Raw genomic sequence first — 16236 nt, 5'->3', positions numbered from 1 at the left:
GGTGGAGAGGCCCTGCTGCAGCAGGTTCCCGATGGTGTCACCGAGTTGCCCGCCGAGCGGGTTGTTCTGGCCGGCGGCAGCGCCGGGAGGAGCCTGGCCGCTGCTGCCGGGCTGTGGGCCGGTTGCGCCGCCCTGCACACCGTTGAGCAGGTTTCCCAGCCCGTTGAGGCCCTGAGTCAGGCCTTGGCCGTTCGCGCCGAACAGGCCCTTGCCCATCTCCTTGAGCTTGGCATAGGCGGCCTCTGGATTGTCGAGGATGCCCTGCATCTCCGGATAGATTCGCGGGGAGGCCCAGGGGCCCTCGAGCATCACGGGGATGCCGAGGCCGACCGGATTGCCGGCGCGGCCCTGGCCTTCGGTGGTCATCACGAGCTGCGGTTCGACCCGGAACCCGATCTGGCGGGTGTTGAGATCGATGGTGCCGACCCCGGTCATCTTCACCAGCGGGCCGATCAAATTGAGATCGGTGGTGACGGCCTGGCCCTTGTCGACCTTGAACGAGGCCGAGAGCTGGCTGAGATCGGTCGACAATTCCTGGCCCTGCTGCCAGCCCGACAAGGTGCCGGTGGTGAGGTTGCGGATCATCTGCGCGACGTTGAGGCCGAGGATCTTGCCGTCCTGGAATACGACGAAAGCGGTGCCGCCGAGATTGCCGACGATGGCCCGCTCGCTGGTGCCTTGCGAGGTCAGCGCGATCTTCGCCTGCATCTTGCCGTCGAGCTTGTCGAACTCGGCGAGGCTCTTCAGCACCGGCAACGCGCGCACGCCGGCGAGATCGAGCCGCAGCGCATAGGTCGGATTCGCGGCTCGCGCGTCGATCGTGACGTCGCCATTGGCGGTGCCGTCATAGGCGCCGAGATTGGCGAGCTTTCCCTTCAGCACGCCGCTGTCGATCGAGGCATCGATCGCCGCCTGTGCGAAGCGGCCGTCGCCGATCACGAGCTCCGGCGTCGAGATGCGCGCCTGCGCGTCGACGTAGTTGAGCCCATTGAGATCGATCGACGCGTTGCTCCAAGTGTTGGTGCCGAGCGGCTGCGCCGTGTCGGACGGGCTCGGCGTCATCGCGATTGCAATGCGCTGGAAGTCGAGATCGAGCTTCACCAGCGGCTTGTTGCTGGCGAAATCGACCGAGGCCCAGCCGGTGAAGCCGCCATCGCCGAGCGTGCCGGACACGCCGTTGAACATCAGCACCGTGCCGTTCAAGCGCAGCTCGGCAGTCGCCTTGATCGCCGCAGGCAACAGGCCGAGCGCATCGATGTTGAATTCGGCAGGCACGCTCTGATGGTCCTGCGGCCCTTGCGGCGCGGTCGCGCGGATCTCGAACTTCAGCGGCTTGTCGCTCGTGCGGGCGTCGCCCGTGATGACGATCTTGCGGTCGCCGCCGATCGTCGCATCGGCGTTGAGCGTCTCGATCCGGTTCTCGACCCGGTCGCGCACATTGGCGAACACGATGGTGCCGCCGGTGATGCCGACATGCCGGATCGTGATGCCGCCATTGTCGGACGCGGAAGACTTCGCCGGCGGATTGTGGTCGCGGGTGCGCTCGCGTTGCAGCGGCAGATTGACCACCGGCTTGACGATCGCGAGGTCGGTAATCTCAGGCCGGCCCGACCACAGGCTCGACAGCGTCAACTCGGCTTCGACCCGATCGGCCGCGAACCGGTTGTCGGCCTCGCGCTCCCGCGGGTCCTGCAAAACGACGTCGCTGAGCGTCAGATTGACGGTCGGCCAGAGACCAACCTTGGCGCCGCCATTGATCGTGAGCTTGTAGCCGGTCTCACGCTCGACCCGCTCGGTGATGGCCGACGTGAGGAAGGAGGAGGGGATCCCGACCGCGGCCACCAGCGCGATGATCACGATCACGGCAGCGACGGCGGCCCCGGCGAATTTCAGTGCTCTCATCTCGATATTCCAGGCCGGGCAGACAGGGTTCCGCCGCGAAACGGCACGGCCGATCGCGCGAGATTATCCCGCAAATGGGACCTCGCTCCAACGGCCGGAAAAATAATCCGTTACCAGCATGAACTTATGTGACCTCTCACACACTCTTATGAGGGTGATTGTTGCTAACCGGGCGTCAGGGGACCGCTCGGAAGGATTTGGAAGGCAATACAATGAGCAAACAGGCCGAATTTGCGGTCATTCTGAAAATGAACCCTATGTTCGCCGATCTCGGTGCGGACGAATTGGCGCGGCTTTCGGGCCTCTGCCACACCCAGCAGCTCGCCTCCGGCGAGGTGCTGTTCCAGAAAGGCGATCCCGGCGACGCCCTGTTTGGGGTCCGCCGCGGCCAGGTGCGCATCGAGACCGGTGCCTCCGACGGCAGCCGGCTCACGCTCAACTTCATGGGGTCCGGAGATCTGTTCGGCGAAGTCGCCGTCCTCGACGGACAGGAGCGCACCGCGGATGCGACCGCGGGCGAGCCCACCGAATTGTTCGTCCTGCGGCGGGAGGATTTCCTGGGCTTCCTCGAGCGCGAGCCGAAGGTCGCGGTCCGCCTGATCGAATTGCTGTGCCAGCGCATCCGCTGGCAGAGCGAACGGATGGAAGAATCCGTGCTGCAGCCCTTACCGGTTCGCCTCGCGCGCCGGCTGTGCGCGCTGGCCGAGGATTTCGGTTCCGAGGTGCACATCTCGCAGGAACAGCTCGGCATCTTCGTCGGTGCCGCGCGCGAAAGCGTCAACCGGCAACTGCAGACCTGGCGCAAGGACGGCATCGTCGACCTGCAACGCGGGCGGATCATGCTGCACAACATGACCAAGCTGACCGCGGTGGCACGGAACGATTAGGGCATTATCGAGCGAAGTGGACGTCGGTTCCCGCAAAGAAACGCGTCAAACAAGAATCCAATCGGATCACATGCAACGCGCGCGCGAGGATTTGATTCTCTCGCGCGCTTTGCCTGCGAATGTTGACGCACTCCTGCCTAAAAGACTTGCTTGCATGACGAGGCCGGTATCGCTTTCATCGGCGCGCCGGTCCTTGGGGTGACACCCAGCCTTGCTGGCCTCACGCCATCCACCTGCAAACCCCTGCGGTCTTTCCCGTTGACCGCAGGGGTTTTGCGTTCCGGAAGCTGCGCGGCGCGAGCGCGCCTACCTCAACACCACTTCTGGATCGGCCCAGCGCAGATATTGGCGCGGCGCGGCGCCGAGCTCGCGCTTGAACATCGCGGCGAAGGCGCTCGGGCTGTCATAACCGACGTCGAGCGCAACGCAGGTGACGGCCTCGCCGGCGCCGAGCCGCGCCAGTGCTTCGAGCAGCCGCACCCGCTGACGCCAGGCCGCAAAACTCTGTCCGGTCTCGCGCCGGAACAAACGCGTCAGCGTCCGGCGGCTGAGCTGGCAACGATCGGCCCATTCATCGAGCGTGAGATCGGAGCTCGGATCGACCAGCACCGCTTCGCAGATCGCGGCGAGCCGCGGATCGGGCGGCACCTGCACATGCAGCGATACTTCGGGCATCCTGCCGATCTCATCCAGCAGGAAATCGACCAGCCGGCCGTCGCGCCCTTCCGGGTCGTAACGGGTCGGCATGTGCACGGCTTCTTCCATCAGCGCCTCAACCAGCGCGGAGACCCTGATCAGGCGGCACGTCGCCGGAGCATCCCTGATGCGATCCGGCGTGACATAGACGGTCTGGATCTCGACCTCGCCCCATGCGCGCGACTGGTGCGCAACGCCGGCCGGAATCCACAGACCGTGGCCGGGCGGTACGACGAAATGACCGCGCTCGGTCATCATCGAGGTCACGCCTGCGGTCTGCAGGATGAATTGATCGCGTCGATGCGTGTGTCGCGCGCTCGTGCTTTCGTTCGGATAGGAGGCCGCCATTGCCGCGAGCGGCCGTTCGACCTGTTGCAACTGTCCTGCGTAATGCGCTGCCGCTACCGGACCGGATTGCTTGCGGCAAACGCGCAAGCCGATGGTGTCATTTCGTCGCGCCGCGACTTTCAAGTGTCGTGAGCTCCTGATCGATCGTCGTTTTCGCAGGGTGCTCATGCATCTTCCGGGCCAGTTGGCCCGATCGCGATGGTTGTTGTCCCCATTCAGGTAGCGCGGGATATGGCATTTGGCAACAATGCCTCACCCCGCGACATTCGCCGAAATCGAATGCCTGACGCGCGGCGACGGAGAGGTCCGATGAACAGACGCGAATTCACCAAGGCGATGCTGGCCTGCGGTGCAGCCATCCCGTTCGGCATCACGCGGGCGGCGGGCCAGACCCGCGGTGGAACGCTCAACACCATCATCCAGCCCGAGCCGCCGGTTCTGGTGACCGCGCTGAACCAGCAGCAGCCGACCTTGACGCTCGGCGGCAAGATCTATGAAGGCCTGCTGAAATACGGCGCCGACCTCAAGCCGATGCCCGGCATGGCGCAGTCCTGGGAGATTTCGCCCGACGGCCTGACCTACACATTCAAGCTGTTTCCGGGCATCACCTTCCACGACGGCAAGCCGATGACCTCGGAGGACGTGGTCTTCAGCTGCATGAAGCTCTTGGTGGAGACCCATCCGCGCGCACGGCAGAATTTCTCCCGCGTGGCATCGGCCGAAGCTCCCGATCCGCTCACCGTCGTGTTCAAGCTGAAGCAGCCGTTCGCGCCGTTCATCGGCTGCTTCGACTGCACCTCCGCGCCGATCGTACCCAAGCACATCTACGACGGCACCGACTATCGCAAGAATCCGAAGAACGACAAGGCGATCGGCACCGGCCCCTTCAAGCTGAAGGAATGGGTGCGCGGCTCGCATGTTCATCTCGTCCGTCACGACGGCTACTATCTGAAGGATCAGCCTTATCTCGACGAGATCGTCTACCGGGTGATTCCTGATGCGGCGTCGCGCGCGCTCGCGCTCGAGAACGGCACGGTGCAGCTCGTGCAATGGTCCGATGTCGAATTCTATGACGTGCAGCGCTTCAAGGCGCAGAAGAACCTCGAATTCACCACCAAGGGCTACGAGTATTTCGCGCCGCATCAGTGGCTGGAGATGAACAACCGCATCGCGCCGATGAACGACAAGCGGTTCCGACAGGCCGTGATGCACCTGATCGATCGCGAGGCATTCAGCAAGCGGGTTTATTTCGGCAACGCCAAGGTCGCGACCGGGCCGATCTCGTCGAAGACGCGGTTCTACGATCCGAACGTGAAGCGCTACGAGTTCTCGGTCGACAAGGCCAAGGCGCTGCTCGACGACATGGGACTGAAGCCTGGCGCCAACGGCAAGCGGGCCGAGATCAAGTATATCGTGCCGCCCTATGGCGAGTCCTATCAACGCGCCGGCGAATTCTTCCGGCAGAGCTTTGCACGCGTCGGCATCGACCTCGTGCTGGTCGGCACCGACATGGCCGGCTGGGCCGAGAAGGTCGGCAACTGGGACTATGAGATGACCCAGAACCTGCTCTACCAGCTCGGCGATCCCGCGCTCGGCGTCGCGCGCACCTATATCTCGTCGAACATCAAGAAGGGCATCCTGTTCTCGAACACGCAAGGCTACTCGAATCCCGAGGTCGACAAACTGTTCGACGAGGCGGCAATCACACTCGATGCGGCCAGGCGCCAGGAGCTCTATAGCAAGGTGCAGCAGATCCTGGTCGAGGATGTGCCGGTGGCCTGGACGCTCGAGATCGAATATCCCATCATCTACGACAAGGCGTTCAAGAACATCGTGACGACGGGCATCGGATCGCACGAAACCTTCGGGTCGGTCTACAAATCGTGACGCCACTCGGGAGCGCAGCGGCGATCGGGCTCCAGGCGATCAGCCGCATCGCACAGCTCGTGGCCGTGATCCTCGTCATCGCGACGTTCAACTTCGTGCTGGTGCGGGCCGCCCCCGGCGACCCGGCGCAGGTCATGGCCGGGCAATCCGGTGCGTCCGATCCGAAGCTGCTCGACGATCTGCGCAAGGAGTATGGGCTCGACAAGCCGTATTTCGTGCAGCTCGTGAGCCACCTCGGCCGCGTCGTCAGGCTCGATCTCGGCTATTCCTATCGGCAGCGCCGCCCCGTCGTCGATCTGATCCTCGAACGGCTTCCGGCGACGCTGTTGCTGACGGTCACGGCGTTCTGTCTCGCGCTCGTGATCGGCACCGCGCTCGGTGCACTGGCGGGGCTCGCGGCGGGCAGCGTGCTCGACACGGTGTTCACCGTGCTCTCGCTCGTGCTCTATGCGACGCCGGTGTTCTGGCTCGGCTTGATGCTGGTGCTGGTGTTCTCGGTGACGCTCGGCTGGCTGCCGCCGTTCGGCTACGAGACCATCAACGTCCAGCTTTCGCCGATCGAGCACGCGCTCGACATCATGAAGCACATGATCATGCCGGTCACCTCGCTGGCGGCGATCTATCTGGCGATCTATGCGCGGCTGATGCGATCCTCGATCATCGAGGTCGCCCAGCAGGATTTCATCAAGACGGCGCGCGCCAAGGGCTTGTCCGGAACGCGCATCGTCGTCGGCCACATGCTGCGCAATGCGCTGGTGCCTGTTGTCACCGTCGCCGGCATGCAGGCCGGTGCGCTGGTCGGCGGCGCCGTGGTGATCGAGACGGTGTTCGCCTGGCCCGGCCTCGGTCGCCTCACCTTCGAGGCGCTGCTGCAGCGCGACTATCCGGTCCTGCTCGGCATCTTCCTGATCCTCTCGATCGTCGTGATCGCGCTCAACCTTTTGACCGACCTTGTCTACCGGCTGATCGATCCGCGCATGACCACGGGGGCGGCCTGATGGAGACGGTGCGCGCCTTCCTGCGTCATCCCAGCGGCATGATCGGCCTCGTCCTGCTGCTCGTCGTCGTCGTCGTGGCGATCATCGCGCCGATGGTGTTTCCGGTCTCGCCATGGGAAATGGTCGGTGCGCCCTTCACGCCGCCCGGCGAGGACGGGCTGTGGCTTGGTGGCGATACGCTCGGCCGCGATGTCGCGGCTGGGGTCGCCTATGGGGCGCGTGTTTCGCTCCTGATCGGCATCGCGTCGGCGCTCGCGGCGATGGCGATCGGTGTCGTGATCGGTGCGATCTCCGGCTATTTCGGCGGCAAGGTCGATCTGGTGCTGATGCGGATGACGGAATTGTTCCAGACCATTCCGGCCTTCGTGCTGGCCATCCTGCTGGTCGCGACCTTCAATCCGTCGCTGCTCACGATCATCCTGACCATCGGGGCGGTGAGCTGGCCGCCGCTGGCGCGGCTGACCCGCGCGGAATTCCTGCGGCTGCGGCACCGCGAATTCGTCGAGGCCGCGCTGTGCCAGGGCGAGCGCACCTGGCGCATCGTGCTCGGCCACATCCTGCCGAATGCGATCTCGCCGATCCTGGTCGTGACCTCGCTGACGGTCGCAACCGCGATCCTGCTGGAGAGCGCGCTGTCCTTCATGGGGCTCGGCGATCCCAATTTGATGTCGTGGGGCTTCATGATCGGCGCAGGGCGCACCGTGATCCGGAATGCGTGGTGGATGAGCGTGTTTCCCGGCCTTGCCATCCTTCTCACCGTGCTGGCGATCAATTTGTTCGGCGAGGGATTGTCCGATGTCCTCAACCCGCGGGTCTCGAGGCGTCGCTCATGAGCGAAGCCTTGCAGCCCAGCGCGCCGGTTCTTGCGGTCGACGGCCTCTCGATCGCACTGCCCAAGGGCGGCGACCGGCCCTTCGCGGTCGAGAACGTCTCCTTCGAGATCAAGCCGAACGAGGTGGTCTGCCTGGTCGGCGAATCCGGCTCCGGCAAGTCGATGATCGCCCATGCGGTGCTGCAACTGTTGCCGCGCGGCGTCGATGTCGTGTCCGGCACCGTGACGGTCGCGGGGCAGGATCCGTCGAAGCTCGACGGCCGCGGCTTGAGAAAGCTGCGCGGCGGCAATGCGGCAATGATCTTTCAGGAGCCGTTGTCCTCGCTTAACCCGCTGAAGCGGGTCGGCAAGCAGGTCGAGGAGATGATCCTGGCGCACCAGCGGCCCGCGCCCGCGATGGCGGCGGTCCGTGAGCGGGTGCAGACGCTGCTGACGCAGGTCGGGCTGCCGAACCCCGAGCTGCTGGAAAAGAGCTACCCGTTCGAGCTGTCCGGCGGCCAGCGCCAGCGCGTGATGATCGCAATGGCAATGGCCAACCGGCCCGCGCTTTTGATCGCGGATGAGCCGACCACCGCGCTCGATGTCACGACCCAGCGCCAGATCCTGCGCCTGATCGACGATCTCCGGCGCGAGCGCGGCATGGGCGTGTTGCTGATCACCCATGATTTCGGCGTCGTCGCCGACGTCGCCGATCGCGTCGTGGTGCTGCGCCACGGCAAGGTGGTCGAGCAGGGCACGGCCAGCGACGTGCTGCGCAATCCGCAAGCAGCCTACACGCGCGAATTGATCGATGCGGTGCCGAAGGCGCGGCTTGCGGATATCCGTGCCACCATCGTACGGCCGGAGCCGCTGCTGGAGGTCGTCGGCCTGCAAAAGACCTTTCGGGTCAAGCGCGGCTGGTTGCAGCCGCCGCGCGAGGTGCTCGCCGCCGATGGCATCTCGCTGACCCTGCACGAGGGTGAGACACTCGCCGTCGTCGGCGAATCCGGCTCCGGAAAATCGACGCTCGGGCGCATGATCATGCGGCTGACCGAGCCGGATGCCGGCGCCATCCGCTTCGGCGGTGCTGATCTCCGGCAGCCGCGCGGCGAGGCGTTGCGCCAGGCGCGGCGGCAGCTCCAGATCGTGTTCCAGGATCCGTTTGCCAGCCTCGATCCGCGCCAGAAGGTCGGCGATGCCATCGCGCGCGGCCCGATGGCCTATGGCACCTCGCGCGCCGAGGCGATGGCGCAGGCGAGGAAGCTGCTGGTGCGGGTCGGATTGTCGGAGACCGCCGCGGGCCGTTACCCGCACGAATTCTCCGGCGGCCAGCGCCAGCGTATCTGCATCGCGCGGGCGCTGGCATTGAAGCCACGGGTCTTGATTGCCGACGAGGCGGTGTCGGCGCTCGACGTCTCGGTGCAGGCCCAGGTGCTGGCGCTGCTCGCCGAGCTGCGTCGGGAGATGCGGCTGGCGATGATCTTCATCACCCATGATCTGCGAATTGCCGCGGAGATCGCCGACCGCGTCATCGTGTTGCAGAGGGGGCAAATCGTCGAGGAAGGCACCACGGCCGAGGTCTTCACCGCGCCGCGACAGGCCTACACGCGGGACCTGCTCGATGCGATTCCAGGCCGCGACTTCTTCGACCAGCCGGGCTTTGCGGCCGACGCACGCCACATAGCAGGGATCGAATCAGGCATCGACGCGGTATAGATTAACAAAAAATGGAGGTTCGCTATGGGTCACGAGGGCGCAGGCGGCAAGCCGCCGGTCAAGTCGCAAGAGGATCTTCGTGGGCATTTCGGGCAAGTGAGCCCGCTTGCCGAGAAGAAGGTGCTCCACCATCTCGACAGGTTCTGCCGCGACTTCATCGCGCTGTCGCCGTTCCTGGTCATCGCCTCCAGCGACGGCAAGGGCCACGCCGACGCCAGCCCGCGCGGCGATGCGCCGGGCTTCGTCGCCGTGCTCGACGACAAGACGCTGCTGATCCCGGACCGGCGCGGCAACAACCGTGTCGATACGTTCGGCAATATCATCGCGTCGCCCGGAATCGGCTTGATCTTCATGGTGCCCGGCATCAATGAGACGCTGCGCATCAACGGGCGGGCGGAGATTTCGCAGGAGCCGGACCTCCTGACGCCGCTGACGGTGCAGAACGTCACCCCGATCATCGGCCTCAAGGTGCATGTCGATGAAACCTACTTCCATTGCGGCAAGGCGCTGATGCGCTCGAAGCTCTGGAATCCGGCGGCGCAGGTTGAGCGCCACAGTTTCCCGACGCTCGGCCGGATCATCGCCGAGCAGACCGCCGCGATCGAGGTCGAGGTCGCCGAGAAGGCGATGGAAGAAGCCTATCGCACGCGGCTCTACTAGGAACGTGGCACCGGAGCGGGAGTTTGCCGCGTGCAACGCGCGGCGCCCCTGCGGTCGCCATCGACCGCAGGGGGCCCGGTCTCACAGGCAGGTGCGACCGCTAGGGTGACGTTACTTGCTTCAGAAGAGCCGTATCGGTGAACTCGACGAGTTCAGCGATCTTGCCATTTTCGAACCTGAAGAGATCAAGAACATCCGCGGTGAAGGTGATGTTCTTCGGAATAAAGCGAACGGTGATGGTCGAATGGACGGCGGCCCGATCGCCGTCGACAAGAAAGCTGGTGATCTTGCGATCCATGAACTCGAAGGCCGCGATGTACTGCGCCAGCGCATGCCTGACATTCGCATGCCCTTCGACGACGCCGGTCAAATGAAGGGCCTTCTTGTCACCGACCAGCTCGAAACGCGAATCAGAACCAAACGTTTCCATCAATGAATCAATTTCACCCTTGCCGCGAGCGGCGTAAGCCTGGGTGACCAAGCGCTGCATTGCTTCACGGTCTGCCATTGGGAGCCCTCCTCTCCTTCTGAAAGGCAGGTACTCTACCACGCCGCGAGTGCGATCGGCGCACAACTTTCGGAAGGGTAGCCGCGCTTACTCCGCGGCGGGCGAGATCACGCTCGGCGGGCCAGGCGGCCGCTTGCTCTCGTCGGACTTCGGCTCGCTCGGGGTCAGCTCGTGGTCGGCATGTGAGACCACGAGCCGCTTGCCGAAGCGCCAGATCAGGCCGCCGATGTCGTCCATCACCATGAACATCGCCGGCACGAACACCAGCGACAGCACGGTCGAGAAGATCAGGCCGCCGATCACCGCGAGCGCCATCGGCGAGCGGAATTCGCCGCCGGCGCCGAACGCCAGTGCCGACGGCATCATGCCGGCGGCCATCGCGATCGTGGTCATCACGATCGGGCGGGCGCGCTTCATGCCGGCGTCGATCATCGCTTCCTCGCGCGCCTTGCCGTCGCGGATCGCCTCCACCGCGAACTCCACCAACATGATGGCGTTCTTGGTGACGATGCCCATCAGCATCAGGATGCCGATCCACACGGGCGTCGTGAGCTGCTTGCCGGTCAGCAGCAGTGCGCCGATCGCACCGCCGATCGAGAGCGGCAGCGAGAACAGGATGGTGATCGGCTGCAGGAAGGTGCCGAACAGCAGCACCAGCACGGCGTAGACCATCATCAGGCCGGCGGTGATCGCGGTGGCGAAGCCGTCGGAGAGTTCAGCGAGGCTCTCGGCGTCGCCGGACGGGCTGACCTTCACACCCTTCGGCAGGCTCTTCATGACCGGCAAATCGTAGATCAGCTTGGTGGCATCGCCGAGCGCGGCATTGCCGACGAGGTCGGCGGCGACGGTGGCCTGCCGCTCGCGGTCGTAGCGGTTGATGCTGGTCGGGCCCTGGTCGAGCTGGATGTCGGCGACGACGGACAGCGGCACGCCGCCGCGTTCGCCGCGCTGGCCGAGCGGCACCCGCAGCTGCTCCAGCATCTGCAGGTCGCTGCGCGCATTGTCCTCGAGCTGGACGCGGATCGGCACCTGGCGTTCGCCGGCGTCGAACTTGGCCAGCGCCGGGCCGACATCGCCGATGGTGGCAACACGGATGGTCTGCGACAGGCTCTCGGTCGAGACGCCGAGCCGCGCCGCAAGCTCGGCGCGGGGGCGGATGCGCAGCTCGGGCCGGTCGAGCGCGGTCTCCGAGATCACGTTGGCGATGATCGGGATCCGCTTCATCTGCGTCGCCAGCTCGCTGGCGACGTTGTTGACGATGTTGCTGTCGGTGCCGGTCACGACCAGCGAAATGGCGCGCAGGCCGTTCTCGTCGAGGAACCAGAACCTGATATCGGGGACGTTATCGAGCTCCTTGCCGATCGACAGTTCGAGCTCGCGCTGGGTGATCCTGCGGTCGGCCTTCGGCGTGTAGTTGATGATCAGCGCGGCGCGGCGCACCTCCTGGATGCCCGGCGGCACGCGGCCGCCGTCGACGAACACGCTCCTCACCTCGGGCCGCTTGCGCAAGCGCGCCACGATCTCCTCGGTGACCTTCTCGGTGTAGGCGAGCTGCGAGCCGGGCGGCAGCTCCATCGCCAGCAGCGAGCGCGCGGTGTCCTGCGCCGGCAGGAAGCCCTGCGGCAGCAGCGTGATGCTCCAGATCGACGCCGCGAACACCGCAAAGCCGACCAGCACGGTGATGTAATGGTGCTTCACCGACCAGGTGACCAGGCTGTGATAGGTGCGCAGGATGCGGCCGGGCGGCGGATCGTCGTGGTCATGGTGCTTGAGGAAATAGGCGGCGAGCATCGGCGTCACGAAGCGCGCCGCGAGCAGCGAGAAGAACACCTGCACCGACACGGTGATGCCGAACTGCTTGAAGAACTGCCCGGCGATCCCCGACATGAAGCTCGCGGGCGCGAAGATCGCGATGATGGTGAGCGAGATCGCGATCACGGCAAGGCCGATCTCGTCGGCTGCTTCGAGCGCGGCACGATACGGCGTCTTGCCCATCCGCATGTGGCGGACGATGTTCTCGATCTCGACGATGGCGTCGTCGACCAGAATGCCGGTCGACAGCGTGATGGCGAGGAAGGAGACCAGGTTCAGCGAGAAGCCGAGCAGGTCCATCGCCCAGAATGCCGGGAAGATCGACAGCGGCAGCGAGACCGCCGCGATGATCGTGGCGCGCATGTCGCGGAGGAACAGCAGCACGATGATGACGGCGAGGATCGCGCCCTCGAACAAGGTCGAGATCGCAGCTTCGTAGTTGCCCTTGGTGAATTCGACCGAAGTGTCGATCAGCTTGAGGTCGACGTCGGGATAGGCAATTTTCAGCGCGTCGATGCGTTTCTGCACCGCGGCCGCGACGACGACGTCGCTGGCGCCCTTGGAGCGCTTGATGCCGAGCGCCACGACAGGCTCGCCGTTGAAACGCGCGAAGGTGCGGCGATCGGCGATGGTGTCGGTGACGGTGCCGAGATCGTCGAGCCGGATCTCGCCGCCGCCGAACAGCGGAATCATGGTGCCGGCGAGCTCGTTCAGCGTCTTGGCGCCGGCGAGGGTGCGGATCGCCTGGTCGTTCTTGCCGATCTCGGCGCGGCCGCCGGCGACGTCGACATTGGTGCCGCGCAGGATCTGACTGACATTGACCGCGGTGAGGCCCACCGCCTGCAGCTTGTCGGGATCGAGCGAAACCAGGATCTCGCGCTCGACACCGCCGATGCGCTCGACCTGGGCGACGCCGCGCACGCCCTGCAGCGCACGCTTGACGACGTCGTCGACGAAGTAAGACAGCTGCTCCGGCGTCTTGCCGGGCGAGATCGCCGCATAGGTCACGATCGGCAGGCCGATCACGTCGACGCGCTGGATCAACGGCTCGGTGACGTTCTGCGGCAGGTTGGCGCGCACCCGCGTCACCGCGTCCTTGACGTCGTTGAGCGCGCGGTCGGTGTTGGTTTCGAGCGCAAACTGGATCGTGGTCACCGACAGGCCGTCGGTGATCGAGGAGGAGATATGGCGCACGCCCTCGACGCCGGAGACGCCGTCTTCGATGGTCTTGGTGACCTGCGACTCAAGTTCCGAGGGGGCGGCACCGAATTGCGAGACCGCGACCGAGATCACCGGAATGTCGGCGCTCGGCAGCCGCGTCACCGCGAGCTTGGTGAACGAGACCCAGCCCAGCACGAGCAGGATGATGGAGAAGACGATCGAGGGAAGCGGGTTCCGGATCGACCATGCCGAGATGTTCAAAGCCATTAGCGTGCCCGAATTACCGTGATCGCGTGCGATCGAGTTCGTCGGCGAACATGGTCTTGATCTGGTCGCCGTCATGCAGCGAGGTGCCAGCATCGGCCACGACGATTTCGCCGACGTCGAGGCCTTCAAGGATTTCGGTCGAGGTGTCGGAGGTCAGCCCGACGCGCACCCTGCGGGTCTCGACGGTGTTGCCCTTCACGACCTGCAAGGTCAGGCGGTCGATCGCGGTGCGCGGCACCGCGACGCCGCAGGAGCGCTTGGCGTCGATATTGGCGCGCGCGAACATGCCGACCTTCAAGGTCGGATTGTTGTTGATGGTAATGCGGACGTGCCCGAGCTGGGTGGCGCGGTCGATCTGCGGCGAGATCTGGCGGACCTTGCCGACCATGTCGGGCGCATCGTCGCGGCTGATCCGCACATTGGCGCCGGGATTGAGCTTCAGGAGCTGGAAGCCCGGCACCTCGGCGTCGAGCTCGATCTCGTTGCCGATGGAGATCTTGAACATCGGGGGCGCCTGCGGCGAGGCCGGCGCGCCGGGCGCGGTGCGCACCTCGGTGACGAGGCCGGCTGCCGGCGCGCGCAGCACGATCGGCTTGGCATTGGCCTGGGCGGCCTGTTGCGGCGGCGGGGTCAGCCGCGCCAGTTCCTGGTTCTCGGTCACGATATCGCCCTCGCGGACCAGCACGTCCGTGACCTTGGAGCCGTCCTGGTCGACATTCACCTGCGCCTCGCGGCGCGGCACGATGAAGCCGGTGACGCGGACCATGTCGGAGAAGCAGGCATTGGTCGACTTCGTCACCACGACCAGCGCCTGGCCCGGCGTCTCCTTCTCCTCGGGATGGGAGCGGTGCTCGAACGCGTAATAAGCGATAGCCAATGCGAGGAAGACCACCGTGCCGAGCGCAGGCTTGAGGTACTGGGAGAAATTCATCGCCTGATCAATCCAGAACTTGGCGCGTCATGTGCGCTCGTCGAAGTCTCATCACGCTCGCCATCGTATTCCCTTGAGCATGCGGAAGGCCGGTGTCCATTGTTCCGGATCATGCCCTGACGTCATGTGAGGCGGGTCACCTGTGGGCAGCTTTGGGCGTCGGCCCCAAAGCAAATGCGCCCCGCCGGGGGTGCGGGACGCATTGTAACCTCAAAAAGCGGCCACGCCACCGCCCATCACATCTGGATCACTTGGACTGGATCACTTGGAGGCCGTGTCCTTGTTCTCCACGTTCACGACCTGCACGCGCCGGTTGACGTCCGCCAGCGGGTGGCCGGGGTCCTTCAGCTTGCTCTTGCCATAGCCGACGGTGACGAGATCGGTGCCGTTGATGCCATATTTATCGACCAGATAGCGCTTGATGGCGTCGGCGCGGCGCTCCGAGAGGCCCTGATTGTAGTCCTCGCCGCCGGCGGCGTCGGTGTGGCCGGCGACCACGAAGGTCGAGCCCTTCAGGTCCTGATTGGTAAGGGCGCGGCCAAGCGCCTGCACCGAGGGCAGCGACTTCGCGCTGATGTCGGCGGAGTTGTAGTCGAAGTTGATCTCGAGATCGATCTTCGGCTTGTCCTGGACGATGGTCGCGATTTCCTCGCGCTCAGTCGAGGACAGCGAGCGCGTGGCGCGGCCGCGGACGCTCTGCATGAATTTGGCCTGGTCGGCGTTCAGCCCGGGCGAGGTCTGCGGGCCGACCGAAAGGCCGCGGGTCAGCGGCTTCTTCTCCGGCGTCAGCGCCTTGATGATCTGATCCTCGGTAACGTCACCAGCGCGGGCGGCCGCCATGCCGAACGACAGGGCGGCGCAGGCGGTCATGATTGAAAGGATCGCGGCCTTTGCCGACGGCTTGAACATTTCGGTCCCTCCTGCGCAGGCTGGCGCGGTTCCATGCAACTCTTCAGATCGCGGGCGTTGCGGCCCGGCGCGCACCCTCTGATTAGTCGCGCTAGTCCAGCGGCGGTTCGAGGCCGGGGCGGCCTTGATCGATTTGTCACTGCACGCCGTAGTCGGCGAATTCCTTGACGATGTTCGGGTCCATCGCCCTGGCGTTGGCGATGTCGAGGTCGCCTTCCGCGACCGCGCCGTTGCGCTTCTTGGCGAGCCCGCGGCCGTACAGCGACGAGGTCAGCCGCGGGTTGATCTTCAGCGCGGCGTCGAAATCGGCGATGGCGTTCTTGTTCTGGCCGCCCTTCAGGTTCATCAGGCCGCGGCTGTCTAGTGCGTCGACGAAATTCGGGCGCAGTCGCAGGGCCTCGTTGCAGTCCTTCAGCGCCGCCTGCAGGTCGCCCATCACGGTGCGGACCCAGCAGCGGTTGTTATAGGCCTCGACATCCTTCGGGTTCAGCCGCAGCGAATTGGTGAAGTCCTTCACCGCGAGGTCATAGGCACCCTTGCTGGCATAGACCTGCCCGCGGCGATACAGCGCGGCCGCGTCGTCGGGGTTCTTGTCCAGTTTGTCGCTCAAGCTCTTGATGGTCGGATCATCGGCGAGCACGGGCGAATTGCTCGGGGCCGGCGTGGGCTGGATCGCCACCGGCGGCGGAGGCGCGGGGGGCGGCAGGGCGATCTCGGGTCCCTTTGGCGCGGGCGGCGGTGAA

13 protein-coding genes are annotated in these 16236 nt (G+C 65.2%); 6 read left to right on the top strand and 7 right to left on the bottom strand.

From position 1 onward, the window contains the following. On the bottom strand, nt 1–1902 hold a 1902-nt coding region (locus H8A95_RS35185), incomplete at its 3' end, for an AsmA family protein (RefSeq protein ID WP_229187309.1). A gap of 212 nt (nt 1903–2114) precedes the next feature. Here H8A95_RS35185 and H8A95_RS35180 point away from each other — a divergent pair. Next, nucleotides 2115–2789 (top strand): Crp/Fnr family transcriptional regulator, encoded by a 675-nt coding sequence (locus tag H8A95_RS35180; protein WP_229187308.1) that lies wholly within the window; start codon nt 2115–2117, stop codon nt 2787–2789. Between the two features lie 306 nt (nt 2790–3095). Here the strand turns inward: H8A95_RS35180 and H8A95_RS35175 are convergent, their stop codons facing one another. Further along, on the bottom strand, nt 3096–3956 hold the full coding sequence (locus H8A95_RS35175; protein ID WP_229187307.1) for an AraC family transcriptional regulator: 861 nt from the start codon (nt 3954–3956) through the stop codon (nt 3096–3098). Between the two features lie 186 nt (nt 3957–4142). On the opposite strand from H8A95_RS35175, the gene H8A95_RS35170 reads away from it, so the two are divergent. From H8A95_RS35170 to H8A95_RS35150, 5 genes are read left to right on the top strand one after another with little or no spacing between them, the layout of a single operon-like run. Next, on the top strand, nt 4143–5720 hold the full coding sequence (locus H8A95_RS35170; RefSeq protein ID WP_229187306.1) for an ABC transporter substrate-binding protein: 1578 nt from the start codon (nt 4143–4145) through the stop codon (nt 5718–5720). Beyond that, a complete protein-coding gene (locus H8A95_RS35165) occupies nt 5717–6718 on the top strand; it encodes an ABC transporter permease (RefSeq protein ID WP_229187305.1) in 1002 nt (333 codons plus the stop codon). Before H8A95_RS35170 ends, H8A95_RS35165 begins: the two co-directional genes overlap by 4 nt. Then, nucleotides 6718–7551, top strand: coding sequence for an ABC transporter permease (locus H8A95_RS35160; RefSeq protein ID WP_229187304.1), 834 nt, complete (start codon nt 6718–6720; stop codon nt 7549–7551). Before H8A95_RS35165 ends, H8A95_RS35160 begins: the two co-directional genes overlap by 1 nt. Beyond that, nucleotides 7548–9245 carry a dipeptide ABC transporter ATP-binding protein gene (locus H8A95_RS35155; RefSeq protein WP_229187303.1) on the top strand — a complete coding sequence of 566 codons (1698 nt, stop codon included), beginning with the start codon at nt 7548–7550 and terminating at the stop codon, nt 9243–9245. Before H8A95_RS35160 ends, H8A95_RS35155 begins: the two co-directional genes overlap by 4 nt. Before the next feature lie 24 nt (nt 9246–9269). Then, on the top strand, nt 9270–9905 hold the full coding sequence (locus H8A95_RS35150; protein ID WP_229187302.1) for a pyridoxamine 5'-phosphate oxidase family protein: 636 nt from the start codon (nt 9270–9272) through the stop codon (nt 9903–9905). A 100-nt stretch (nt 9906–10005) separates the two neighbouring features. On the opposite strand, the gene H8A95_RS35145 is transcribed toward H8A95_RS35150, so the two are convergent. The 5 genes from H8A95_RS35145 to H8A95_RS35125 form a co-directional block, all read right to left on the bottom strand. Next, nucleotides 10006–10413 (bottom strand): nuclear transport factor 2 family protein, encoded by a 408-nt coding sequence (locus H8A95_RS35145; protein WP_229187301.1) that lies wholly within the window; start codon nt 10411–10413, stop codon nt 10006–10008. Between the two features lie 87 nt (nt 10414–10500). Then, nucleotides 10501–13653: an efflux RND transporter permease subunit gene (locus tag H8A95_RS35140; protein ID WP_229187300.1), complete on the bottom strand. Its 3153-nt coding sequence runs from the start codon at nt 13651–13653 to the stop codon at nt 10501–10503. A 13-nt stretch (nt 13654–13666) separates the two neighbouring features. Continuing rightward, nucleotides 13667–14584 (bottom strand): efflux RND transporter periplasmic adaptor subunit, encoded by a 918-nt coding sequence (locus H8A95_RS35135; RefSeq protein ID WP_229187299.1) that lies wholly within the window; start codon nt 14582–14584, stop codon nt 13667–13669. Nucleotides 14585–14845: 261 nt separating this feature from the next. Next, a complete protein-coding gene (locus H8A95_RS35130) occupies nt 14846–15493 on the bottom strand; it encodes an OmpA family protein (protein ID WP_229187298.1) in 648 nt (215 codons plus the stop codon). Between the two features lie 136 nt (nt 15494–15629). Next, a partial coding sequence (locus H8A95_RS35125) for a tetratricopeptide repeat protein (RefSeq protein WP_229187297.1) occupies nt 15630–16236 on the bottom strand: 607 nt, incomplete at its 5' end.

It is taken from the genome of Bradyrhizobium oropedii (genome assembly GCF_020889685.1).
GTDB lineage: Bacteria > Pseudomonadota > Alphaproteobacteria > Rhizobiales > Xanthobacteraceae > Bradyrhizobium > Bradyrhizobium oropedii.
The sequence above is the reverse complement of the archived record's forward strand: the minus strand, read 5'-3'. Positions and strand labels throughout refer to the sequence as shown.